Raw genomic sequence first — 24,499 nt, forward strand, 5'->3', positions numbered from 1 at the left:
ATTGGGACCGCCGCAAAACCGTAGGAGCCCGGCTTGCCGGCGATGGCGATTTCATGGGCGCCATCGCCAGCAAGCCGGGCTCCTATAAGGCATGCGCGTCTTTACCCCAGCGGAACCAGGCGCTCCAAGGCCTCTGCCACTCCCCGACCATAAGCCGGATCAGCCTTGGTGCAATTGTCGATATGCCGCTGGCGGATCAATTGCGGCACGCCGTTCATGGCCCGCGCGGTGTTTTCAAACAGCAGTTGCTGGCGCGCCGGGTCGAGCAGGCGGAACAGATTGCCTGGCTGTTCGTAATGGTCCTCTTCGAGCCGATGGTCGTAGTGCTGGGCGAAGCCTTCCAGCGGCAGCGGCGGCTCAGACAGCTCCTTCGAATCCTCCCATTCGCCCACACTGTTCGGGAAATAACTGGCGGTGCCACCCAGGTTGCCATCAGTGCGCATGGCGCCGTCACGGTGATAGCTGTGATGCGGGCAGCGCGGTGCGTTGACCGGAATGTGATTGAAGTTCACCCCCAGGCGATAGCGTTGGGCATCACCATAGGAAAACAGTCGCGCCTGGAGCATGCGGTCCGGCGAGAAGCTGACGCCGGGCACCACGTTGGCCGGGGAAAACGCCGCTTGCTCGATTTCGGCAAAGTGGTTTTCGGCATTGCGGTTGAGCTCCATGGTGCCGACTTCTATCAGCGGAAACTCGCCGTGTGGCCAGACTTTGGTCAAGTCGAACGGGTTGTGACGGTAGCTGTTGGCCTGCTCTTCGGTCATGACCTGGATGCACAACTTCCAACGCGGGAAATGCCCCTGCTCGATGCTCTCGTACAAGTCCCGCAGATTACTCTCACGGTCATTGCCGACCACCACGGCCGCTGCGGCATCCGACAGATTTTCAATGCCTTGCTGGCAGACAAAGTGAAATTTCACCCAGACCCGCTGGTTGTCGCGGTCGATCAGACTGAACGTGTGACTGCCGAAGCCGTGCATGTGACGGAAACTGGTGGGAATGCCGCGATCGCTCATGACGATCGTGACCTGGTGCAGCGCCTCGGGGAGCAGGGTCCAGAAGTCCCAGTTGCTAGTGGCGTTGCGCAGGCCGGTGCGCGGGTCGCGCTTGACCACGTGATTGAGGTCGGAAAAACGCAGCGGGTCGCGGAAGAAAAACACCGGGGTGTTGTTGCCGACGATGTCCCAGTTGCCTTCATCGGTGTAGAACTTCACCGCGAAACCACGGATGTCGCGCTCGGCATCCGCGGCGCCGCGCTCACCGGCTACCGAGGAAAACCGTACGAACAGCGGCGTCTGTTTGCCCACTGAGCTGAAAATATTGGCTTTAGTGTAACGAGTAATGTCATTGGTCACGGTGAAGGTGCCATAGGCACCCGCGCCCTTGGCGTGCATGCGTCGTTCCGGGATCAGTTCACGGTCGAAATGGGCGAGCTTTTCCAGCAACCAGATGTCTTGCAGGAACGCCGGACCACGGGGCCCGGCGGTCTGGATATTGAGGTTGTCGGCCACCGGAGCGCCGGTGGCATTGGTCAGCTTTTTCATGGGCCTTCTTCTCGATGGATGGCTGCTCATCAGGAGCAAGGTCCGGCGCGGATCTACGCCCGCGCCGGGGTACGTCAACCCCGCAAAAACGCCAGCAGATCGGCGTTGAGCTGATCCTTGTGAGTGTCAGTCAAGCCATGGGGCGCGCCGGGGTAGACCTTCAGCGTAGAACCTTTCACCAATCCTGCCGAAGCAATGCCCGCCGCTTCGATCGGCACCACTTGGTCGGCATCGCCGTGCACCACCAGCGTCGGCACGTCGAATTTCTTCAGGTCTTCGGTGAAATCGGTTTCCGAAAAGGCCTTGATGCAGTCGTAGGCGTTTTTGTGGCCGGCGGTCATACCCTGCATCCAGAACCAGTCGATCATGCCCTGGGACGGTTTCGCGTCAGGTTTGTTGAAGCCGAAGAACGGTCCACTGGCGAGGTCCTTGTACAGCTGCGAGCGATCCACCAGCGACGCCTGGCGAATGCCGTCGAACACTTCGATCGGCAGGCCGCCGGGATTGGCTTCGGTCTTGAGCATCAGCGGCGGCACCGAGGAAATCAGCCCGGCCTTGGCCACCCGGCCGGTACCGTGGCGACCGATGTAACGCGCCACTTCGCCGCCGCCAGTGGAGAAGCCGAACAGCACGACGTTTTGCAAGTCCAGGTGTTCGATCAGTTGGGCGAGGTCATCGGCGTAGGTGTCCATGTCATTGCCAAACCACGGTTGGCTGGAACGACCATGACCCCGGCGGTCGTGGGCGATGACGCGGTAACCCTGGGAGGCGAGGAAAAACATCTGCGACTCCCAACTGTCGGCATTCAGCGGCCAGCCGTGGCTGAAGATGATCGGCTGACCGGTGCCCCAGTCCTTGAAGTAAATCTCGGTGCCGTCGCGGGTGGTGAACGTGCTCATGTGGCGTGCTCCTTTGTTTTAAGGTGGGGGTGAATCAATCGGATGCGCGGCCCATACGCTCGGCCAGCCGCGCCACGCGCTCGCCGAGGTGCGCGGCGGTGCACCGGTCCTCGGCTGGCGGGGCCAGATCGGGGGACTGCTCGACATTCGACTGGGCCATGGCGCCCAACGAACTGCCCAGCCGGTTCATCTGCCCGTCGAACACGCCCGTGGCGGAACGCGCGGGCAACAGGTCGAGGCCGACCCAGATCATCGAATGCTGGGCGGCGAACACCGCCATCTGCAGCAAGGTGTTGAGTTTGTCGCCGCACAGGCAGCCGGAATTGGTGAAACCGGCGGCCAATTTGTCGCGCCAAGGCTGCGCCAGGTAAAACGCCGCCGTGGCCTCCATGAAGGTCTTGAAGGCCGCTGAAGCACTGCCCATGTAGGTCGGCGCGCCGAAAATGATCGCGTCGGCGTTGTGCAAACACGCCCAGTGTTCGTCCACGTCTTCCACCGCAAATAGCCGACAGGTGCTGCCCGCGTGCCGCTCCACACCCTGGGCGACGGCTTCGGCCATGACCCGGGTGTGTCCGTATCCGCTGTGATAAACCACCACCACGTTGCTCATTTCCGGCGTCCTTTTTGGTAGCGAGCCTGCTCTCTCCCACATGATCAGTGGAAGTTGAAGAGGCAGAGTTTTGGGCGTAGACAGGACGCAGGACGAGTTAAACGTTGTTAATTTTTTCTGCCACGCCATAAACCCCGATAACCCGGGTTCTGCGTTCTCGTCCAATGTTCACGGGGCCACGAGCCTTTGCCTGTTACACATCATTCAATACGCACCACCGACCTTTACCCGCGCGGCACGTTGCACAGCGGCAAAAACCTGAGGAATATGCTCGAAAACCGCATTCCAGACGCATGTATACAGGAGCAACCCGTTGACCCTCGCCCCCGAACAGGTTGTGCATTTCGGCCCCTACAGGATCTATCCGGGACAACGCCTGGTGATGGAATCCGACCGGCCCCTGCGCCTCGGTCGGCGAGCCATGGACATCCTGTTGATCCTGCTGGAGCACGCCGGGAAAGTGGTCAGCAAGCAACAGCTGATGGCCGAAATCTGGCCCGACAGCGTGGTGGAAGAGATCAACCTGCGGGTGCACATGGCCGCCTTGCGCAAAGCTCTCGGCGACGGTCAGGCCGGCCAGCGCTACATCGTCACCGTGGCCCAGCGCGGCTACAGCTTTGTCGCGCCGTGCTCGCTGGAGCACATCGAGCAAGGTCCGCAACGTGACGCCGTTGTCTCGAACGGCCATAACCTGCCCTTGCGCCGCACTCGCCTGATCGGTCGCCAGGTGCTGGTCGACAGCCTGGTGACGGAACTGCCGCGCCAGCGCTTCATCACCCTCGTCGGCCCCGGCGGCATTGGCAAGACCACCGTCGCCCTGCGCGTCGCCGAGCAACTGATCGGCCGCTACCGCGACGGCATTCGCCTGCTGGACCTGACGCCGATCAGCGAACCTTCGGTGATCACTGGGCAACTGGCGACATTGCTCGACCTGTCCCTGCACGAGGGCGAACCGCTGAACAGCCTCGCTGCGTTCCTGCGCGAACGGCAGATGTTGTTGGTCATCGACAATTGCGAACACCTGCTCGACAGCGTGGCAGTGCTCTGTGAAAACCTGCTGCGTGGCGCGCCGCAGGTGCATATCCTGGCCACCAGCCGCGAGAGCCTGCGGGCCGAAGGCGAGTACGTCCAGCGCCTGGAATCACTGGACTGCCCGCCGCCGATTGCCGTGCTGGACCGCGCCCAGGCCCTGAGTTTTTCCGCACTGCAATTGTTCGTCGAGCGGGCGATGGCCAACCACGACAGCTTTGAATTGACCGATGCCGAATTGCCGCTGGTCATCGATATCTGCCGGCGCCTCGACGGCATTCCGCTGGCGCTCGAACTGGCGGCCGCGCAAGTCGCGAGCCTTGGCCTCAGCGGCTTGATGACGCAGTTGCAAGAACGTTTTCGCCTGCTCACCCACAGCAGTCAGACCACCCTGGGCCGGCATCAAACCCTGCACACGACGCTGGACTGGAGCTTCAATCTGCTCAGTGCCTGTGAACAAACCTGCCTGCGCCGACTGGGCATCTTCTGCGGTGGCTTTACCCTGGAATCGGCAGCAGCGGTAATCGTTGGCGAACACGTCGAACCTCGCGAGGTGTTCGGCTCGATCACGCAATTGGTGGCCAAATCGCTGCTCAACGTCGACGTCGGCGACGAAGAGGTGTTCTACCGCCTGCTCGACACCACCCGCAGCTACGCCCTGGAAAAGCTCGAACAGACCGCTGAACTGCCCGCCACCCGCGAACGCCACGCCGAGCGCTGCCTGGCCCTGATGCAGCAGGCACAGAATGACTGGGAACACATCCCCACCGGCCTGTGGATCGAGCGTTATGCCCGAAGCTTGGAAGATATTCGCGCCGCGCTCGACTGGGGACTGTCGGCACAGGGGCCGCATGCGCTGGCAATCCGCCTGACCGCGACGTCCACGCCACTGTGGCAGGAACTGTCACTGCTCAACGAGTACGGCGGTTATGTACGCAAGGCCCTGTCGCTACTCGACGCTGCGCCCCAAGCCTGCCCGCGTCTGCAAATGACCCTGAAACTGGCCCTCGGCAGCACCTGTTACCACGCCCAGGGCGGCACCGCCGAAACCATTGAAGCCTTCGTCAGTGCCCGGACCCTGGCTAATGACTGCAATGACCTGGCTGGACAACTGCGCGCCGTCTCCGGGCACCTGGCGGTCAACCTCAGTTGCGGCCACTATCAAATGGCCCTCGAACAGAGCGAGCAATTCGACCGACTCGGACTGCACGGTGATGCGATGCTGTCCCTGAGCACCCATCGCCTGCGGGTGCTGGCCCTGCACTTTGCCGGCGATCAGCAGCGGGCGCGGATGAACGCCGAAGAGGTGATCCAGCGCATGGCCCACAGTGGCCATCTCAACCGCTTTACCCACGGGTTTGGCGTGCAATACGATCAGAGCGTCGCCGCCCTGACCATCCTCGCCCGCATCCTCTGGATACAGGGTCAACCGGAGCAAGCCTGGCGGACGGCCCGGCAGGCGCTGGACGTTGCGCTGCAGATCAACCACGGCACGTCCATCTGCTACACCCTGGCGCTGTCTGGCTGCCTGATCGCCCAGTACAACGGCGACACCCGGACTGCCCGCGAACTCTTGCGCCTGCTGCTGGAACAGGCGCAGAAACACTCGGTGTTGCTGTTCTATACGTGGGCTCGACACTATGCGCTGGTCATCGACAGTGCCGAGGCCGATGCGCTACCTCGTCCGGGTGTGGGTTTAGTCAAGGAAATCATGGTGACCCTCGACAGCGGCTTCGTCGATGACGATTTGCTGCAACGCGCCGAGACCGGCGCGGCGGGCTGGAGTACCGCGGAGATTCTGCGGGCCAGGGCCGATGCGCTGCTGGCCGCTGATTGCCCGGTGAAAAATTGTGCCGCCGAGACCGTGCTGATCAAGGCGCTCAATGTGGCAAAGGCCCAGGGCGCCCTGGCGTGGGAGCTACGCAGCGCCACCTCGTTGGCGCGGCTTTGGCAGCGTCAGGACCGCTGCCGACAAGCCCATGAGTTACTGACGCCGATCTACCAGCGATTCACCGAAGGCCATGCCACGCCGGACCTGGTTGCTGTGAAATGTTTACTCGGCGAGCTGCAGGGTCACCTGCCGGTTTGATGGCCGGGGTGTGAGGCTGGCGCAGCGCATTTCAACAGTGCGCAAGGCCCTGCTCTGTTCGAGTTTTTCCAGGGCATAGCAGCGGGTGGTATTGAGGAAACGGTAGCGCGTCACGCCGCGGACTTGCTCCAGCGACAGCAGCGACTTTAGCGTCAGGCATTCCAATACGCTGACCAGACTGGATGGCGACACCGTCGCGCAACTGATCACGCCCATCGCCGCGTTCAGGGTGAACGCGGACTTGAACACCGCCAGACGCTGCAAAACCGTTTGCTCCAGCGGGCTTAGCCGCTCGTAGCTCCAGTCGAGGGCGGCTTTGAGGCTCTTGTGTCGCGGGCCCGCCGTTCGCCGCCCCTGGGTCAGCATCTGAAAACAGTTATCCAGTTGCGCTTGCACACCAACCAGCGCCAACGCATCGATCTGCGCCGCCGCCAGCTCTATCGCCAACGGTAATCCATCGAGTCGCCGACAGATTTCACGCACGGCGTTGAGGTCCTGCTCACGCAGGGCAAATCCTTGCTGACGAGCGCGGGCTCGGCTGACGAACAACTGCACAGCCGAATAACCCATGACCTCATCGAGACTGCGCAATGCCGACACGGGCGGCACCAGCAGCGGCGGCAAAGGCAGGAGTGTTTCGTTTGTCGCCAGCAGCGGTTCGCGGCTTGTGGCGAGAATCGACAGGCGGGGTGCCGAAATCAGTAGCTCCTCGATCAGCGTACGGCAGCCTTCGAGCAGGTGTTCGCAATTGTCGAGGACCAGCAACGCATGCCATCGTCCCAGCGTGTCCAGGGTCGCGCCGACGTCCTGCTCCAACGTGCGCTTCAAATGATCGAGGACCTGCGCCGTGTCATCGATCATCGCCAGATCCACCAACCACACGCCATCACGATAGTGCTGCACCAGCAATTCGGCGGCACGCAGCGCCACAGTGGTCTTGCCGATGCCACACGGCCCGACCAACGTCATGAAACGGCGCCCCGGCAACTGCCGCACCAGACTGCCAACGACTGCATCGCGTCCTATGACCGACGTGAGTCGAGCCGGCAGGTTATGTGGAGTTTTATGAAGGGCGTCGAGGGTGAAAGGCGTGACTTCCATCGCCTGCACCGGCGCGATAAAGCTGTAGCCACGCTCGGGGATATTGACGATGTAGCAGTGGCCGTTTTGTCCATCACGAAAGGCCCGACGCAGGGCAGCAATGTGCACGCGCAGGTTGATTTCCTCGACCACCGTTCTCGGCCAGACCTGAGCAATCAGTTCGTCCTTGCTGACCACCGAGCCTGCATGCTCGACCAGCACCTGCAAAATATCCAGCGCCCGCCCGCCCAGGCGCAGCGGCTGATCACCTTCCAGCACGAGCCGTTGATTGACGTGGAACGCGTAGGGGCCGAAGTGCAGCACCGTGTCGCTATTGATATCTCTGAAGCTATTCATGCGTCGTCACCCGCCGGAAACCTGCTCGGCACGTGAGTCCATCCAGGCTCCGTACCTTCCTTGCAATGAGTACACAGGTATCTTGGCAGGCCCCGGTGACGATTCAACCATCACGGGGGGAGCGTCACGGTCAATACGGTGCGCACAACGGACAAGGGCGCTAGCTGAATTGCTCGCGGTATTGGGTCGGGGTCAGGCCGAGCTTTTCACTGAACAGGAAACGCATGTGGCGCACGCTGCCGAAGCCACTTTTGAACGCAACGGTCTTGAGCGGCAAGTCACCGGTTTCCAGCAGGTTCCTGGCGCAGTCGATGCGCGCGTTTTGCAGAAACTCCATGGGCGTCATGTTCACTTCCCGGGCGAAGACCCTGGCGAAATGGCGCGGGCTCATGGCGGCCAGACTGGCCATGCGTTCGACACTGAAGGCTTCGTCCAGGCGTTCGAGCACATGGTTCTGCACCCGGGTTATCGCCGTTTCATAGGGGGCCACCGCCGCCATCAACGGGCTGAATTGCGCCTGACCACCCTGGCGCTTCATCACCACCAGCAACACTTTGGCCACGTCCTGGGCGACTTTCTTGCCATGGTCTGCGGCAACCACGGCCAGCGCCAGGTCAATGCCGGCGGTGACGCCGCCGGAGGTGATGAGGTTGCGGTCCTGGACGAAAATCTGGTCGGTCTCGACCCTCGCCATGGGGAATGCCTTGAGCAACCGTTCGGTGTAATGCCAGTGGGTGGTCACCCGATAGCCATCGAGCAGACCGGCGTGGCCCAGCACAAACGCCCCGGTGCAGATCGAGCCATAGGTCGTCGATCGACTGACGTTGTGCTTGAGCCACTGGAGCAACGACGGATGTTTTTCGTTGTAGGCACCGGGGCCGCCGGGCACCAGCAGCAGATCGAAGCCATCGCAGGCCTGATCGACAGGCATGTCCGCGAGCACCCTCACGCCATTGGACGCCCGCAGTGCGCCGGGCTCGGTGCCAAGGGTTGTCAGCACATAGTGGTCGTCGGGTCTGAGATAGCGGTTGGCGATGGAAAACACCTCCATCGGACCGGCCATGTCGAGCAGGAGAAAGTCGGGGAACAGCACCATTGCCACGGTTTTCATGGGTTCAAAATCACTGGAATCATAGTAAGAAAACACCCATCCCTGTAGGAGCCGGCGTGCTGGCGACGGGGCCAGCGGGATTTGCATCGATTGCGAGGTCGCCATCGCGGGCGCACCTACAGATTGTGTTCGGCATTGATGGGCATTATGGCGAAGTGTAGCGCCAGCGTCGTCGTTCATTACTGTCAACCTTAACGAGACAGTATTTCAATTTTCATCTACTTATTGCATCCACCAGTAAACATTAACCTTCTCCTCACTCGGACGAGTCAACGTCCCCACAGGAGATTTCATCATGCTGACCCTTCGCAAAGCATCGGATCGTGGCCTGGCCAATCACGGTTGGCTGAAGTCGTTCCATACCTTTTCCTTCGCCAGCTATCGCAATCCGAAAGAGCAGGGATTTTCCGATCTGCTGGTGATCAACGATGACCGCGTGGCGGCCGGTAAAGGCTTCGGCCAGCACCCACACCGTGACATGGAGATTTTCTCCTACGTGCTCGAAGGTGCTCTGGAACACAAGGACACGTTAGGAACCGGCTCGGTGATTCGTCCCGGCGATGTACAGTTGATGAGCGCCGGCAGCGGCGTGGCGCACAGCGAGTACAACCACTCGGACTCGCGGCCGGTGCACTTTCTGCAAATCTGGATTGTCCCGGAAGTCAGCGGCGCCAAACCCCGCTATCAGCAAGAGCATTTCAGCACCCAGAAAAAACGCGGTCGCCTGCAATTGATCATCTCCCCCGACGGCGCCAAGGGTTCGCTGAAAGTGCGCCAGGACGCACGGGTGTATGCCGGACTGATCGATGGCAAGGAGAGTGCCACGCTGGAGCTGGCCGCCGATCGCTACGCCTATGTGCATGTGGCTCGCGGTCGCGTCGAACTGAACGGCGTGGCATTGCAGGAAGGCGACGGCGTGCGGGTTCGCCAGGAACAGTTGCTGACCTTGAGCAACGGCGTGGATGCCGAAGTGCTGGTGTTCGATCTGCGTCCGCAAGAGCTGCCGGAAATGCCATAACCCTGTGCGAGCCAGCCTGCTCGCGATGGAGGTCATGACAACGCGTTTTTTCCAGAGAGCACGCGTTATCGTTAACGTCCATCGCGAGCAGGCTCGCTCCCACAAAACTCTTCGACAATCTCATCAATCACCACGCGAACCCGCGCCGTATGCCGCAAATCCGCGTGGGTCACCAGCCACACGTCATACGGTAACGGCCGAGTGCGCTCCGGCCACAACCTCACCAGCCCATCCTTTTCGCCCACGTACACCGGAATTTCCCCGATCCCGATCCCTGCGGCAATGGAGCGACGCACCAACAGGCCGGAACTCAGGCTGGCGACAATCCGCCCGCGACCCGGCGGCTCACTGACCAGCGTCAGGTCCTTGCCACTCTGCAAATACGGCTGATACACCACCAGATCATGCCCTTCGAACGCTGATCCCGGCTCGGGAACACCGTGGGCATCCACATATGCTTGCGAAGCGAACAGCCCCACCGGCCAACGGGCGATTCGCCGGGCAATGAGGTCCGGGTTATCCGGTCGGGTATTTCGCACCGCGATATCGGCTTCACGTTTCGCCAGGCTGAGGATTTGTGTCGAGGCATCCAGTTGCACCCGTACGTCGGGGTGACGCTGATGCAGACGAGCGATGGCCGGGATCAGGAAATCAATGGCCATCGAGTCCGTGGTGGTCACCCGCACGGTGCCTGTCAGGCGATCATCAAGGCCTTGGATACGCCGCTCCAGCTCCAGTGCCGAATGCTCCATTTTCTCGATGGCACGCATCGCCGCTTCGCCTACGGCTGTCAGCGCATAGCCTTCGGAAGTACGCAGGAACAACGTCGCGTTCAATGACTTTTCCAGCGCCGTGATTCGCCGGCCGACTGTGGCCTGATCGACACCCAACACTCGCGCGGCGCCACGCAACGTTGATTCGCGACAGACCGCGAGGAATACCCGTGCGTCATCCCAATTCATTGGTCTCTACTCGTTGATGCGTTTATGCATCACTGTAGCGTGAATTCGCTGCACAGGCGCATCAACAAACCTCGTTATGCTGGGCTCCAATCAAAACCTGCAGGACGCCCCCTCATGCCCAGCGCAACGCACGACCCACGCAGCGCAATCTGGCTGCCCATATTCGCCGGTCTCAGCGCCAGCCTGGTCAGCATTGGCCTGGCTCGCTTCGCCTATACACCGTTAATCCCTTCGCTGATCCAGGCCCATTGGTTTTCCGCCAGCGACGTGGTGTACCTCGGCGCCGCGAACCTGGTGGGCTACCTCATCGGTGCACTGATCGGCCATCCGTTGGCGCGGCGGACGTCCAACAAAACCGCGCTGCGATTGATGATGCTGGCGGTGACATTGTCGTTTTTCGCCTGTGCGTTTCCGTTGTCGGTGAGCTGGTTTTTCGGTTGGCGCTTGCTCTCGGGCGTTGCCGGTGGCGCGATCATGGTGCTGGTGGCGGCGACAGTGTTGCCCCATGTGCCGGCCTCGCGCAAAGGCCTGGCCAGTGGCGCGATCTTTCTCGGCATAGGGTTGGGCATCGCGGGGTCGGGAACAATTGTCCCGCCGCTATTGACCCTCGGCCTGCAACAAACCTGGCTCGGCCTCGGCTTGCTGGCATTGATCTTGACCGCTATCAGCTGGTTTGGCTGGCCGTCGGCTACGCCCCATGCAACGACGACAACAACGGCCAATGCCGCGTCGACCAGGACAAACCCGGGTGTGTACTTGCTGTTTGCCCAGTACGCGCTCATGGCGGCGGGACTGGTGCCGGCCATGGTGTTCCTGGTGGATTACGTGGCTCGCGGCCTCGGTGCCGGGCAACACGTCGGCGCGCTGATTTGGGTGATGTACGGCATCGGCGCGATTGTCGGGCCGGTGAGCTATGGCTTTTTGGCAGACCATTTGGGGGCGAAGCCGAGTATTCGTCTGGTGCTGGTCATACAGGCGATTGCAGTGGCTTTGCTGACTGTCTCCAACTCTTTCACTGCGCTGGCCTTGCTGGCGTTGATCCTCGGTTCGTTTCCGCCGGGGATCGTGCCGTTGGCACTGGCGCGGGTTCACGAACTGGTCCCCGGGCATCATCAACAACAGGTCGTGTGGAGTCGCGCCACCGTGTCCTTCGCCACTCTCCAGGCCATTTCCGGGTTCGCTTACTCTGCCCTGTTTAACGCCAGCGGCGGCCACCATGCGCTGATGTTCGTGATCGCCGCCGGGGCGATAGTTGTGGCGTTGTTGTTGGAGTTGGGTGTGCGTTTGTTGAGTCGACCTGAGCAACTTGTTCAGGTCAGTTGCCCATGAAGATCTTTTGATTCTCCGCGTGACAGCGCGGTCTCATCTACAGAACTCGTTGCCCACAGGTATATGAAATGAACTTGCCTAAAGACATGACCCTGATTGAAATCACCGAACCCGGTGCTCCTGAAGTCCTGCAACCGCGCCAGGTACCGGTCCCTGCGCCAGGCGCCGGTGAAGTACTGATCCGCGTGCACGCCGCCGGGGTCAATCGCCCGGACGTGCTTCAACGCGCGGGCAAGTACCCGATGAAGCCCGGCATGAACCCGATCCCGGGGCTGGAAGTGGCCGGTGAAGTAGTCGCCGTTGGCTCGGGCGTCAGCGACTTTATCGTTGGCGACAAGGTCTGTGCGCTGACCAATGGTGGTGGGTATGCGCAATACTGCGTGGTTCCCGCCAGTCAGGCCTTGTCGATTCCCGAAGGCATGAACTGGGTGCAAGCGGCCGCGATCCCGGAAACTTTCTTCACCGTGTGGGCCAATTTGTTCGAGATGGGCGGCGCCAGCAAAGGCCAGCGAGCGCTGATCCACGGCGGCACCAGTGGCATCGGCACCACCGCGTTGATGTTGTGCCGCGAGTTCGGCGTCAAGGCATTTGCCACGGCAGGCAGTGAGGAAAAGTGTGCGGCGATCCGCCAATTAGGGGCCGAGCCGATCAACTACCGCGAACAGGATTTCGTCCAGGTCATTCAGGAAAAAACCGCTGGCAAAGGCGTCAATGTCATCCTCGACATCATGGGCGGTTCGTACCTGAACCAGAATATCGCGGCCTTGGGCATGGAAGGTCGAGTGGTGATGCTGGGCTTCCTCGGAGGTGCACACGCCAAAGACGTCGACCTGCTGGCGATCATGGCCAAACGTGCCACGGTCACCGGTTCACTGCTGCGCCCACGCACCCGGGAAGAAAAAGCCTCGATCGCTGAACAGTTGCGTGAATACGTATGGCCCGTGCTGGCGGCCGGGCGTTGCCTGCCGATGATCGACAAGGTTTATGCGCTTACCGAAGCGTCACAGGCCCATGCGCGGATGGAAGCAGGCGATCACATCGGCAAGATCGTATTGCGCGTGGACTGACAGCCGCACGAACCTCTGTGGGAGCGAGCCGACTCGCGAACAGGCCTGCACATCCGAATTTTATGTCGGCTGACGCTGCGCTGTCGCGAGCAGGCTCACTCCCACAAGTCGCATTTTTCCCCGCCCCGCGCACGCATCTGTTAAAACGCGAACTTCATGTCTGTGCCAATGGACCACTTGATGCCCTCTGCCTTCCTCACTCGTCTGCGCCAACGCTGGCTGCCGTTACTGTGCATGGCCGCTCTGGTCGTCGGCCTGCCAGTGAGTTGCGGCGCGCTCAAGTACAAGGAGCGCGAGTTATTGTTCCGTATCGAACCCGGCACGGCAGGCTGGTATCGCGGTTTGCCGCAGGATGTGCAGGAATTCGACATCAAGCCCGCCAGCTTCAAGGCTGGGCAAAACCTGCATGCCTGGTGGTGGCCGGCCGCGCGTCGCGATGCACCATCGATCCTGTACCTGCATGGCGTGCGCTGGAATCTCACCGGCCAAGCGTTCCGCATCGAACAACTGCGCGCCATGGGCTATTCGGTGCTGGCAATCGACTACCGCGGCTTTGGCCAAAGCAAGGGTGACTTGCCGTCGGAGGCTAGCGTTTATGAAGATGCCCGAGCCGCCTGGGAACGCTTCACCGCGATGCAACCGGACGCCAGCAAGCGCTTGATCTACGGTCACTCCCTGGGTGGCGCGGTGGCCATCGACCTCGCCGCAGACCTCGCCGCGCAGGCGAAAAAGGAACGTATCGCGGTGCCGGTACGCGGACTGGTGATCGAATCCACCTTCACCTCGCTGGGCGATGCCGTGGCAGAAGTGGCCGGCAATAACCTTCCCGTGAACTGGTTGCCGGTACGCTGGCTGCTGTCGCAGAAATTCGACTCCATCGACAAGATCGTAGACATCGACATGCCGCTGCTGGTGGTGCACGGTTTGGCCGATCCGTTCATGCCATCGCGGTTTAGCCAGCAATTATTCAATGCGGCCAACGAGCCCAAGCGTCTGTTGCTGGTCCCCGGCGGGACGCACAACAACAGCATGAGCCTGGGCGGCTCCCAGTATCGCCAGGCAATCGAAGGCTTGATGCGAGCAAAACCGCAGATCGCCGGGCCAACGGGCTCACGGGGCAATCAGGACTCCTGAGGCTTATCGATAGCCGCGCGCCTGCAGGTCAAACAGCTGCGCGTAGCGCCCACCCTCCGCCACCAGGCTGTCGTGGTCACCGCGTTCAAGAATTGCGCCCTGATCCAGCACAATGATGTGATCGGCGTTGCGCACGCTGGAAAAGCGGTGGGAAATCAGCAGCGTCATGCGGCCTTGGGTGTGCTGGCTGAAATGCTCGAACACCGCCGCTTCCGCCGCCGGATCAAGCGCCGACGTCGGTTCGTCCAGAATCAGGATATCGGCGTCGCGGCGCATGTACGCGCGGGACAACGCGATCTTCTGCCACTGCCCGCCGGACAGTTCCTGCCCGCCGGCAAACCAGCGCCCCAATTGTGTGGCGTAGCCGCGATCCAGACGCTCGATAAATGGTGCAGCCATACCTTCGGCGGCGGCCTCGTGCCAGCGCTGTTCATCGTTGAACGCCAGGGTGTCACCCACGCCGATGTTCTCGCCCACGGAGAACTGGTAACGAATGTAATCCTGGAAAATCACACCGATACGCCGCCGCAGCGCGTCTTCCTCCCAGCTTTGCAAATCACTGCCGTCCAGCAGAATGCGCCCTTGATCGGGGCGGTACAGACGGGTCAGCAGTTTGATCAACGTGGTCTTGCCCGAGCCGTTTTCCCCCACCAGTGCCACGCTGCGGCCCGGTACAAGATGCAGATCGATGCCTTCCAGCGCGGCGCGGTTGGCACCCGGATAACGGAAGCCGACGTTCTCGAAACGTAACCCGTCCCCGGGCACCGCGCCGACGGTGAGATGGCCGGTGTCGGTCACCACGGGTTCGGCCAGATACTCATACAGACTGGACAGGTAGAGCCCATCTTCATAGAGACCACTGATCGCGCTCAGACTGCTGCTCACCGCCGTTTGCCCCTGTTTGAACAACACCAGGTACATGGTCATCTGGCCGAGCGTGATGTTGCCTTGAACCGTATCGACCACCACCCAGGCATAGGCCAGGTAAAAAGCGCCGGTGCCTAGCAGTCCGAGCACGAAACCCCAACTGTCCCGGCGCAGGGTCAGGCGCCGGTCTTCGGCGTAGAGCCGGGCGAACGTTTCGCGGTAGCGTTTCAACAACAGCGGCGCAAAACCGAACAGCTTGACCTCTTTGATATAGGCCTCGTGGGACAACAACGTCTCGATGTAAGTCTGCTGGCGGCTTTCGGGCGCGCGGCGGGTGAACAGGCGAAAGGCATCGCCGGAAAAATGCGCCTCGGCGAAAAACACCGGCAACGCACCCACCACCAACAGCACCAGCGCCCACGGCGAAAAATGCACCAGCAACACGCCGAAGCTGATCAGCACAATCAGGTTCTGAATCAGCCCCAGCGACTTCATCACCAGCGCCAGCGGCCGGGTCGACGCTTCACGCCTCACCCGTACCAATTTGTCGTAAAACTCGGAATTCTCGAATTGCACCAGCGATAACGTCTGGGCCTTTTCCAGAATCATCGTGTTGACCTTCTGCCCCAACTGCACGCGCAACAGCGACTGCTGGACCGACAGCGCACGCTGGGTGGCAGACAGCAACGCCAGCACCCCGGCCTCGAACAACACATAACGCACCACCGGCCACAACGGAGCACTCCCCTGCTGAGCATGCAACTGCATGGCAAACACCACGGCATCGACGATGCGCTGACCCAGCCATGCCGCCAGTGCGGGCAGTACCCCGGCGATCAGCGTTGCCACTACCAGGCCGAGAAACAAACCGCGAGAGGTGCCCCACACGAGCAAAAGTGCACGGCGGGACTGGTCGAGTAGCGAAGTGAAGCGCTCAAAGACAGGGCTCACTCCCCTTGCTCCACCAATACCTCAACCCGCTCGCCCTGAAACCGCGCCCGATACCGCCCCGGGCTCTCCCCCGTCCATTTCTTGAACGCCCGATGAAACGCGCTCGGCTCCTGAAAACCGAGCTGCTCGGCGATGTCACTGATGCTCGCGCGGCTTTCGCGCAATTGCTCGAAGGCCACTGCGCGGCGCACTTCGTCCTTGATCTCCTGGTAAGAACAGCCCTCACGCTCGAGTTTTCGGCGGAAGGTGCTGGGGCTCAGGTGTTGTTCGAGGGCGAAGGCCTGCAAGGTCGGCCAGTCACTGTAATGGCTGCTGCGCAAACGCTGATGCACCAGCGATGCCAGGCCATGCTGATTGCGGAAGCGGATCACCAGCCATTGCGGTGCAGTGCGCAGGAATACTTTCAGCGACGCCAGATCCTGAACCACAGGAAGACGCAGGTAGTGACTGGCGAATTCGATTTCAGTGCGCCCGGCGCCGAAGGTCAGGTTGGGTCCCCAGAGCAAACGGTCGTCGCTGAGTGAGAGGCGCTCATGGCGAAAATCCGCACGGTCGATGGGAATGCGCCGACCACCCAGCCAACAGAGCAAACTGATCATCAACACCAAAAACGTTTCTTCGCCAAAACGGCTGGCATCGATGTCAGTGGAATGGGTCTCCAGACTGATGACCGCCCGTTTGCCGCGTACGGTCAGCGTGCCGCGAAAGTCGCGCAGGAACAGTCCGAAATTGACCAGGCACTGGCGCATGGCTTTGTGCAGATCAGGTTCCTGAATCAATGCCCGGCAAATCAGCGCAAATGCGCCCGGCGGCATGCCATGGGAGTCGAGCCCGAAGAACTCGTCGTTCAACTCGCGGATCTGGATCAGCCATAACGCTGCAAACGCGTTGGCCGAGACCCGCGCCGTAGGTTGCTGCATCACTGCCGGATCGACGCATGCCTGTTCAAGCACCGCCCGCACGCGCTGCGAATCGTCCCCCATCCCGTGGATCATTGCCTGCACGAAGTAGGCGGCCACCGAATCCTTTTCCCGCATGTGAACGCTTCGCTCCCCAGTATCCGAAATGGCAAAAAACACCAGTGCCGTTGAACAGTTTCGGCATAGGACAACCGCCCAGCCCACTCTAGACTCGCGGCAATAGTACGCCTTCGGCTGCCACGGCGGCCAAGGTATCGCGAGGTTTGATCGTAAGGACCGCAAGATGAATCTGCAAAACATCGGCGTGATCGGCGCCGGCACCATGGGCAATGGCATTGCGCAAGTTTGTGCCCTGGCCGGTTTCAACGTGACCCTGATCGACATCTCCGAGAGCGCGCTGCAAAAAGCCGTCGCGACCGTTGGCAAAAACCTCGATCGGCAGATCGCCAAAGAGACGCTGACGCCAGAGCAAAAGCTCGTCGCACTCGACAAGATCCGCACCAGCACCGATTACAGCAGCCTGCACAATGCACAACTGGTGATCGAAGCGGCCACCGAAAACCTCGACCTGAAACTTCGGGTGCTGCAACAGATCGCCGCGCAGGTCAGCGCCGAGTGCGTGATTGCCTCCAACACCTCGTCGCTGTCGATCACTCAACTCGCCGCCAGCGTCAAGCAGCATGAGCGCTTTATCGGTCTGCACTTCTTCAACCCGGTGCCAGTAATGGGCTTGATCGAAGTCATCCGCGGCCTGCAGACCAGCGACGCCACCCACGCTTTGGCGCTGGACATGGCGACCGCGCTGGGTAAAACCGCGATCACCGCCGGCAACCGTCCCGGGTTTGTGGTCAACCGGATTCTGGTGCCGATGATCAACGAAGCGGTGCTGGTGTTTCAGGAAGGCCTGGCCAGCGCCGAGGACATCGACGCCGGCATGCGCCTGGGCTGCAACCAGCCGATCGGCCCGCTGGCGCTGGCGGACCTGATCGGTCTCGACACCTTGCTGGCGATCATGGAAGCCTTCTACGACGGCTTTAACGACAGCAAATATCGCCCGGCGCCACTGCTCAAGGAAATGGTTGCCGCCGGTTACCTGGGTCGCAAAACGGGGCGTGGCTTCCATGCCTATGCCTGAGCGTTGCTCGCGTTTCGCCGAGTACCGGGACAAAGTGCTGGAGTTGTTTGCCAGCAAGGGTTTCGGTCAAGTCGGCATGCGTGAGCTCGCGACGTGCCTGGGGCTCTCCCCGGGCTCGCTGTATCACCATTACCCGAGCAAACAGCACTTGCTGCTGGACTTGATCGAAGAGTTCTACGAAGAGCTGTTGGCGACCCTGGCGCGTATCGAGAAAAAGGCCCCGGCCAAACGCGACCGCCTCAACAACCTGATTCGTGCGCATCTGAATCTGCATCGCGATATGCCGTGGCATTTTCGCCTGGCGGAACGCGATATCGGCTGCTTGAACGATGAGCAACAAACCCGTGTTCACCAGTTGCGCGCGCAATACGAACACAAGTTGCTGGTGATGCTCGGGGCCCGCTCCCGGTTCAGCGAATCTGCCCAGTTAGCGGCGGGACACGCCATCGGCGCATTGCTCAACAGCGCGCCGAGCTGGCTGACAGCGCATTCCCTGAATGAACGCGAGCATGATGAGTTGCTGGAAAACATGGTCAGCGGCGCCATTGAGCGCCTGCTGGCACCACGACGCGCAGTGGAGGCAATAAGCCTCGCGTCGTCTATCGGGAAAACATCTAAAAAAACCGAAGCTCTCGTCGCGATTTAGCGCTTTGCTTGCCGGGTCAATGTCATCGGAATTCGCTACTGCACAAAGCGTCCAATCCGATGTGTCCCTTCAATGACCTGGGAGCCGGACCATGAAAATCAATCCTTACCTCATCTTCAACGGCGACTGCAAAGCCGCGTTCACCTTCTATGCCGAAAGCCTCAACGGCAACATCGAAGCCATGCTGACCTTCGGTGAAACCCCCGCTCGCGAACACGTGCCAGCGGACCTGCACAACCTGATCATCCACATTCGCCTGGCCGTGGGCGATCAGGCGATCATGGGTTCCGATACAACACCTGACCGCCCCACTGATGATATGAGCGGCTGTTCGATTTCGCTGAATGTCGACAGCATTGCCGAGGCTGAACGGGTGTTCTCGGCCTTATCGGAAGATGGCACCGTGCAAATGCCTCTGGAAAAGACTTTCTGGGCAGCAAGATTTGGCATGCTGGTCGACCGGTTTGGGGTGTCGTGGATGATCAACTGCGAAAAGGATCAATAAACCACGTTCAAAGCATGAAAAAGCCCGACCTGAAAAGGCTGGGCTTTCTGGCAACTGCCGGCCTCTCTGCTACCGTCAACAAACTGTCCCCGAATAGCAGCGGATTGTCCCAAGGAATGTCCCATGCCTGCCCATCACGTGTCCTTATCCACCCGAATCAAACTTTCACTATTGGCTGGCGGGCTTACGGCCACCCTGCTAACACTTAGCGGCTGCGCGACTGTCGACGCCCAGACCACCGCCTATGTCGGCGTAGAGCACCCCGCACCGACGCTGCCCAGCGAAGTCGTCGTATTGCGCACCGAACCCATGCGCCCGCATGTTCGATTGGGTGAAGTCCTGATCGACGCCAGCGTCGATCCTGCCCCACCGATTACCGAGGTAGAAGAAAAACTGCGGGATGAGGCTGCAAAACTGGGTGGCGACGCCGTTGTGGTGGTCTATGACCATATCCAGGCGGTGGGTGCTTACGTTAACGGTCCGTTATGGGCTCGCGACGTACAAACCATTGAGGGTCGGAAACTCAAAGGGATTGTAATCAAGTACAAGTAGTGTCGAACCGGGGAAGTTAGACCTAACCTTTGACGCACACCACCTGACGCAAGGTGTGCAGCACTTCCACCAGTTCGCGCTGGGCGTGCATAACCTGGTCGATGTCCTTATAGGCCATTGGGATTTCATCGATGACGGCAGCGTCCTTGCGGGTGACCAGAATGTCCTGGCCAAAATGCCGCTCTTCTGCACGTAATTGTGGTGGCAGTTCACCGCCTCCAGGGCAACGTCGAACGGCTTTTTGATCATTTGCCGTGTCGTTTGAATCCATTCGTCGCATCGAACCAAACAACACAAAATTTTTGACGCCTTTGGCGTAACGATTGCACAAGACGCTTCAGCAGCCCCAGAACGACGTAATTCTGACGCGGCAGCAATCAATATTAACGCTTAAGGACTCCAGCGAAACGCTTGGTCAGTCGGGAGATGTAACGTGTCAACTCTCAGTGAAATCGCAGCGAACCACGCGAGAATGGTTATGGCTAAGGCAGAAGCGTCGACCGAACCAAGAGAGCGGCACCTACACATAGTTGCCAGCTTCGAAGTTACCTCTCCTGATGACCGACAGCACATACCTCTGCACTTTATTGTCGGGGCGCAGGACAGCCTTTCTGGACCATCCATCGGCCACTCACTCTGACATCGTGCCGTTAGCGTTACGGAGAGCGCATGGAAAAAAAATTAATGCGCAATCTGACATGAAAAAAAGGGTCATATACTTACGTGCATGTGTGAGTTAGCAGCGGATTTGGTACCGACCAGGACCTTGCAAGAGATTCCGAGCTGACCGCTAGAAGCCGCGGCCGACGGATCTTTCGAGGGTTCAGCAGCACTCAATCGGTGCCAACTACCTGCAAAATGGTTTGTCACCAAACCAGCAAGAAATCGGGTGAATTTGCGGTCTGTTTGGCACTGCGGTTTGGACCCAAAAACGTCGAATTTGGAGGTATGAGTCAGGCTCTGGACGCGATGGTTTGATTCCAAATCGGCCCCTGGGCCTTGTGATCAAAGGGTCTTCAGAAGGCCCACAGCCCGTCAGCAATCAATTCGAATAGATGCGCACTCCCCGCGCTCTGTTCCGTTTCCCTAGCGCACAATCGGAAGTCCGGCTTTCGCTGCTTCCGTTTGTCTTCAAAGGCACGGCCCGCGTGACGTACAGCCGGTTTCGATGATTTGAGATGGTGACCTTTAAGAACGAAGAATCGGAACTGAGCTTCCAGGGTTTAGCGTCGCGGAGCGGGTGAGGGAAAACGCCCTAATTGCCCGGAAACAGGGCGTTTGGCAACTATCTGACATGCGAAAAAGCTGAGAAAGGAAGAGAAATATCAGACAGGATTGGTGCCAAAGGCAGCGCGAAAAAGGGCCAAAAGCGGCGTGAACTCACAGGTAGTTTTGCGCCAGTTTTACGCAAGTTTTGCGCAGACACAAAAAAGCCGATCTAGCTGATCGGCTTAAGTGTCTGATTTACTCAGGAAATATGGTCGGGACGGAGTGATTCGAACACTCGACCCCTAGCACCCCATGCTAGTGCGCTACCGGACTGCGCTACGCCCCGACTAGGCGTGAAACCTGTTCCTCATCTCGAGGAACGCTCAAGAATATATCGCAAGCTTTTGAAAACTGGAAGTATTTAAAAGCAGGATTTTATTTCTTGAGGACCACCAGAACATCTTCGAGCTCAGCGATCATCTGGCGAATCATTTGCTTGTATTGAGTTGTGTCGTCTTTGGCTTCATCACCGGACAAACGCAAGCGTGCGCCGCCGATGGTGAATCCTTGATCGTAAAGAAGCGCGCGAATCTGCCGGATCATCAGCACATCCTGGCGCTGATAATACCGGCGGTTTCCGCGGCGTTTGACGGGGTTGAGTTGAGGAAACTCCTGCTCCCAATAGCGCAGCACATGCGGTTTTACCGCACACAGCTCGCTAACTTCACCAATGGTGAAGTAGCGTTTGCCTGGGATGACGGGTAGCTCGTCGTTATGACTTGGTTCCAGCATAAGCCTCAACTCGGGCCTTCAACTTCTGCCCTGGACGAAAGGTGACCACACGGCGAGCCGTGATCGGGATTTCTTCTCCCGTTTTCGGATTGCGGCCAGGCCGCTGGCGTTTGTCCCGAAGGTCGAAATTGCCGAAACCGGACAATTTGACTTGTTCGTTGTCTTCAAGAGCGTGCCTGATTTCCTCGAAAAACAGTTCAACCAATTCCTTGGCTTCCCGCTTGTTCAGGCCCAGCTCTTCATACAGACGTTCCGCCATCTCAGCTTTCGTCAAAGCCCCCATACGTCACTTCCTTAACGTGGCGTTCAACCTTTGTTCGAGCGAGGTGAGGATGTTTTGCGTCGCATTATTCACCTCATCGTCATTAAGAGTGCGCGATGGATGCTGCCAGGTCAAGCCGACTGCGAGGCTTTTTCTATCAGGATCAATGCCTTTACCCTGATACACGTCAAATAGCCTTAGGTCTGTCAGCCATTCGCCTGCATTTTCACGGATTACGTCCAGTACAGCCGTGGCTGCAACGTCTTTGTGAGCAATCAGTGCAAGGTCACGACGCACTTCAGGGAAGCGCGATAACTCGTGGAATTTAGGCATTTTGCCGGAAGCCACTTCCGCCAATACCAGCTCGAAAACAAACACAGGCCGATCCAGCCCAAGAGTTTTCGACAGCTCAGGGTGAATGGCGCCTACGAAGCCGACCAGACGGCCCTCACGCTCGATACGCGCGGTTTGACCCGGATGCAACGCCGGGTGTTTGCCCGGTACGAAAGTGAACGCGTCCAGTGCACCGGCAAAGCCTAAAACCGCTTCCACGTCAGCCTTGACGTCGAAGAAATCCACGGTGTCGCGACCTTGCGCCCAGCCTTCCGGAAGACGGCTACCGCAAACCACACCGGCCAGCATCGGCTCCTGTTTCAAGCCTTCGAGCTGACCAACGAAACGCAGACCGCTTTCGAACAAACGCACGCGGTCTTGTTGACGGTTCAGGTTGTGTTGAAGCGCCTTGACCAGACCTGGCCACAGCGACGAACGCATGGCCGCCATGTCGTTGGAAATAGGGTTAGCCAGCAACAACGGCTCTACACCCGGATTAAACAGCTCGAACTGTTTCGGATCGATGAAGCTGTAGGTGATCGCCTCCTGATAACCACGAGCGACCAACAAACGGCGCAGTTCAGGCAGGTCGCTACGGGCTTCGGCCTTGGCTTGCGGAGCCAGGCGCGCTTGCGGGTAACGAACCGGCAGCCGGTTGTAGCCGTACAGACGTGCCAGCTCTTCGATCAGATCGACTTCCAGGCTGATGTCAAAGCGATGGCTTGGCACTTCTACGCGCCACTGCCCTGCCCCGTCAGCGGTAATGGTCAGGCCCAGAGCGCTGAGCAGACGCTCAACTTCAGCCGAGTCCATTTCCATACCGAGCATCTGGGTAATGCGTTGAGCCCGAAGGGTCACCGGCGCGATCGACGGCAGGTGCTGCTCGCTCACAGTTTCGATAATCGGGCCCGCTTCACCACCGGTGATTTCCAGCAGCAGTCCAGTGGCGCGCTCCATGGCTTCACGGGCGAGCTGCCAGTCCACGCCACGCTCGTAGCGATGCGATGCATCGGTGTGCAGGCCATAGGAGCGGGCCTTGCCAGCGACGGCTATCTGATCGAAAAACGCGCTTTCCAGGAAGATATCGCGAGTGGTCGCGGTGTTGACGCCGCTGTGCTCGCCACCCATGACGCCGGCGATTGCCAAGGCGCGGGTGTGGTCGGCAATCACCAACGTATCGCTACGCAGGCTGACTTCCTGACCATCGAGTAGCACCAGTTTCTCGCCTTCTTCTGCCATGCGTACGCGAATGCCGCCATTGATTTCGGCAAGATCGAAAGCGTGCAGCGGTTGGCCCAGCTCCAACATAACGTAGTTAGTGATGTCGACGGCAGCATCGATGCTGCGCACATCAGCGCGACGCAGGCGCTCTACCATCCACAGCGGCGTAGGCTTGGACAGATCGACGTTGCGAATCACACGACCGAGGTAACGCGGGCAGGCAGCCGGTGCCAGCACTTCAATCGAACGCACTTCGTCGTGGACAGCCGGAACGCTGGCAACCACTGGACGCGTGACTTTGGCGGCATACAGCGCGCCGACTTCACGGGCCAGTCCGGCCAGGGACAGGCAGTCACCGCGGTTCGGGGTCAGGTCGACCTCGATGCTGGCGTCGTCCAGATTCAGGTACTCACGAATGTCCTGACCCACTGGCGCATCGGCCGGCAGCTCCATCAGACCATCGTTGCCCTCGCCTACTTGCAGCTCAGCTTGCGAGCACAGCATGCCGTTGGACTCGACACCACGCAGCTTGGCTTTCTTGATTTTGAAGTCGCCAGGCAGCTCGGCACCGATGGTGGCGAACGGGATCTTCAGGCCCGGGCGCACGTTTGGCGCGCCGCAGACGACCTGGAAAGTCTCCGAGCCGTTGCTGACTTGGCAAACACGCAATTTATCAGCGTCCGGGTGCTGCTCGGTGCTCAGCACCTCACCCACGATCACGCCGCTGAATACACCGGCGGCCGGCGTAACGCTATCGACCTCAAGACCGGCCATCGACAGACGAGCAACCAGCTCGTCGCGACTTACCTGCGGGCTAACCCAGCCACGCAGCCATTGTTCACTGAATTTCATCCTGCTCTCCTAAGAATTCGTTACG

21 protein-coding genes, 1 tRNA gene and 1 pseudogene are annotated in these 24,499 nt (G+C 59.9%); 10 read left to right on the forward strand and 13 right to left on the reverse strand.

Going from position 1 to position 24,499, the window contains the following annotated elements; translation table 11 throughout:
• Nucleotides 1-101: 101 nt before the first annotated feature.
• The 3 genes from ABVN21_RS13560 to ABVN21_RS13570 all read right to left on the reverse strand — a co-directional run bounded on the left by ABVN21_RS13560 (nt 102) and on the right by ABVN21_RS13570 (nt 3,053).
• Complete coding sequence (locus ABVN21_RS13560; RefSeq protein WP_339553310.1) at nt 102-1,544, reverse strand: catalase; 1,443 nt, start codon at nt 1,542-1,544, stop codon at nt 102-104.
• A gap of 74 nt (nt 1,545-1,618) precedes the next feature.
• On the reverse strand, nt 1,619-2,443 hold the full coding sequence (locus ABVN21_RS13565) for an alpha/beta hydrolase (protein WP_339553309.1): 825 nt from the start codon (nt 2,441-2,443) through the stop codon (nt 1,619-1,621).
• Between the two features lie 34 nt (nt 2,444-2,477).
• Nucleotides 2,478-3,053, reverse strand: a complete 576-nt coding sequence (locus ABVN21_RS13570) for a flavodoxin family protein (RefSeq protein ID WP_339553308.1) — start codon at nt 3,051-3,053, stop codon at nt 2,478-2,480.
• A gap of 313 nt (nt 3,054-3,366) precedes the next feature.
• Between ABVN21_RS13570 and ABVN21_RS13575 the strand changes: the two genes are divergently transcribed.
• A complete protein-coding gene (locus tag ABVN21_RS13575; RefSeq protein WP_339553307.1) occupies nt 3,367-6,171 on the forward strand; it encodes a winged helix-turn-helix domain-containing protein in 2,805 nt (934 codons plus the stop codon).
• Here the strand turns inward: ABVN21_RS13575 and ABVN21_RS13580 are convergent.
• Both ABVN21_RS13580 and ABVN21_RS13585 read right to left on the reverse strand, forming a co-directional pair.
• Nucleotides 6,136-7,608, reverse strand: coding sequence for a winged helix-turn-helix domain-containing protein (locus ABVN21_RS13580; protein ID WP_339553306.1), 1,473 nt, complete (start codon nt 7,606-7,608; stop codon nt 6,136-6,138). The genes ABVN21_RS13575 and ABVN21_RS13580 overlap by 36 nt on opposite strands.
• 160 nt (nt 7,609-7,768) lie before the next feature.
• Entirely contained in the window at nt 7,769-8,719 is a 951-nt protein-coding gene (locus ABVN21_RS13585) for a GlxA family transcriptional regulator (protein ID WP_339553305.1), read from the reverse strand.
• Nucleotides 8,720-9,014: 295 nt separating this feature from the next.
• Here ABVN21_RS13585 and ABVN21_RS13590 point away from each other — a divergent pair, with 295 nt between their 5' ends.
• Nucleotides 9,015-9,737, forward strand: a complete 723-nt coding sequence (locus ABVN21_RS13590; protein WP_339553304.1) for a pirin family protein — start codon at nt 9,015-9,017, stop codon at nt 9,735-9,737.
• A gap of 71 nt (nt 9,738-9,808) precedes the next feature.
• Here ABVN21_RS13590 and ABVN21_RS13595 read toward each other — a convergent pair whose 3' ends face one another.
• Complete coding sequence (locus ABVN21_RS13595; protein WP_339553303.1) at nt 9,809-10,699, reverse strand: LysR family transcriptional regulator; 891 nt, start codon at nt 10,697-10,699, stop codon at nt 9,809-9,811.
• Between the two features lie 114 nt (nt 10,700-10,813).
• On the opposite strand from ABVN21_RS13595, the gene ABVN21_RS13600 reads away from it, so the two are divergent.
• The 3 genes from ABVN21_RS13600 (at nt 10,814) to ABVN21_RS13610 (ending at nt 14,229) form a co-directional block, all read left to right on the forward strand.
• On the forward strand, nt 10,814-12,028 hold the full coding sequence (locus ABVN21_RS13600) for a YbfB/YjiJ family MFS transporter (protein ID WP_339553302.1): 1,215 nt from the start codon (nt 10,814-10,816) through the stop codon (nt 12,026-12,028).
• Nucleotides 12,029-12,096: 68 nt separating this feature from the next.
• A complete protein-coding gene (locus ABVN21_RS13605; protein ID WP_339553301.1) occupies nt 12,097-13,095 on the forward strand; it encodes an NAD(P)H-quinone oxidoreductase in 999 nt (332 codons plus the stop codon).
• Nucleotides 13,096-13,275: 180 nt separating this feature from the next.
• The gene (locus ABVN21_RS13610) at nt 13,276-14,229 is read left to right on the forward strand and encodes an alpha/beta hydrolase (protein ID WP_339553315.1); all 954 of its coding nucleotides are present in this window, start codon (nt 13,276-13,278) and stop codon (nt 14,227-14,229) included.
• 3 nt (nt 14,230-14,232) lie between these two features.
• On the opposite strand, the gene ABVN21_RS13615 is transcribed toward ABVN21_RS13610, so the two are convergent.
• A complete protein-coding gene (locus ABVN21_RS13615; RefSeq protein ID WP_339553300.1) occupies nt 14,233-16,047 on the reverse strand; it encodes an ABC transporter ATP-binding protein in 1,815 nt (604 codons plus the stop codon).
• Nucleotides 16,044-17,084: an AraC family transcriptional regulator gene (locus ABVN21_RS13620; protein WP_339553299.1), complete on the reverse strand. Its 1,041-nt coding sequence runs from the start codon at nt 17,082-17,084 to the stop codon at nt 16,044-16,046. Before ABVN21_RS13620 ends, ABVN21_RS13615 begins: the two co-directional genes overlap by 4 nt.
• Nucleotides 17,085-17,250: 166 nt before the next feature.
• Between ABVN21_RS13620 and ABVN21_RS13625 the strand changes: the two genes are divergently transcribed.
• The 4 genes from ABVN21_RS13625 to ABVN21_RS13640 all read left to right on the forward strand — a co-directional run bounded on the left by ABVN21_RS13625 (nt 17,251) and on the right by ABVN21_RS13640 (nt 19,805).
• Nucleotides 17,251-18,102: a 3-hydroxybutyryl-CoA dehydrogenase gene (locus ABVN21_RS13625; RefSeq protein WP_339553298.1), complete on the forward strand. Its 852-nt coding sequence runs from the start codon at nt 17,251-17,253 to the stop codon at nt 18,100-18,102.
• Nucleotides 18,089-18,748 (forward strand): TetR/AcrR family transcriptional regulator, encoded by a 660-nt coding sequence (locus ABVN21_RS13630; protein ID WP_339553297.1) that lies wholly within the window; start codon nt 18,089-18,091, stop codon nt 18,746-18,748. Before ABVN21_RS13625 ends, ABVN21_RS13630 begins: the two co-directional genes overlap by 14 nt.
• A gap of 91 nt (nt 18,749-18,839) precedes the next feature.
• On the forward strand, nt 18,840-19,253 hold the full coding sequence (locus ABVN21_RS13635; protein ID WP_339553296.1) for a VOC family protein: 414 nt from the start codon (nt 18,840-18,842) through the stop codon (nt 19,251-19,253).
• A gap of 123 nt (nt 19,254-19,376) precedes the next feature.
• A complete protein-coding gene (locus ABVN21_RS13640; protein ID WP_339553295.1) occupies nt 19,377-19,805 on the forward strand; it encodes a hypothetical protein in 429 nt (142 codons plus the stop codon).
• 22 nt (nt 19,806-19,827) lie between these two features.
• On the opposite strand, the pseudogene ABVN21_RS13645 reads toward ABVN21_RS13640, so the two are convergent.
• Nucleotides 19,828-20,072, reverse strand: a pseudogene (locus tag ABVN21_RS13645) (RtcB family protein); the annotation flags it as partial.
• A 166-nt stretch (nt 20,073-20,238) separates the two neighbouring features.
• On the opposite strand from ABVN21_RS13645, the gene ABVN21_RS13650 reads away from it, so the two are divergent.
• Nucleotides 20,239-20,445, forward strand: coding sequence for a hypothetical protein (locus tag ABVN21_RS13650; protein ID WP_339553294.1), 207 nt, complete (start codon nt 20,239-20,241; stop codon nt 20,443-20,445).
• 838 nt (nt 20,446-21,283) lie between these two features.
• Here the strand turns inward: ABVN21_RS13650 and ABVN21_RS13655 are convergent.
• From ABVN21_RS13655 to pheT, 4 genes are all read right to left on the reverse strand, one after another.
• Nucleotides 21,284-21,360, reverse strand: a tRNA-Pro gene (locus ABVN21_RS13655).
• An 89-nt stretch (nt 21,361-21,449) separates the two neighbouring features.
• On the reverse strand, nt 21,450-21,806 hold the full coding sequence (locus ABVN21_RS13660; protein ID WP_003179985.1) for a MerR family transcriptional regulator: 357 nt from the start codon (nt 21,804-21,806) through the stop codon (nt 21,450-21,452).
• Nucleotides 21,787-22,089, reverse strand: coding sequence for an integration host factor subunit alpha (gene ihfA / locus ABVN21_RS13665; RefSeq protein WP_002553164.1), 303 nt, complete (start codon nt 22,087-22,089; stop codon nt 21,787-21,789). The genes ABVN21_RS13660 and ihfA overlap by 20 nt, the downstream gene beginning before the upstream one ends.
• A gap of 3 nt (nt 22,090-22,092) precedes the next feature.
• Entirely contained in the window at nt 22,093-24,474 is a 2,382-nt protein-coding gene (pheT, locus tag ABVN21_RS13670) for a phenylalanine--tRNA ligase subunit beta (protein WP_339553293.1), read from the reverse strand.
• Between the last annotated feature and the right edge of the window lie 25 nt (nt 24,475-24,499).

Origin of the sequence: Pseudomonas sp. MYb327, from assembly GCF_040438925.1 — a bacterium.
Lineage (GTDB): Bacteria > Pseudomonadota > Gammaproteobacteria > Pseudomonadales > Pseudomonadaceae > Aquipseudomonas.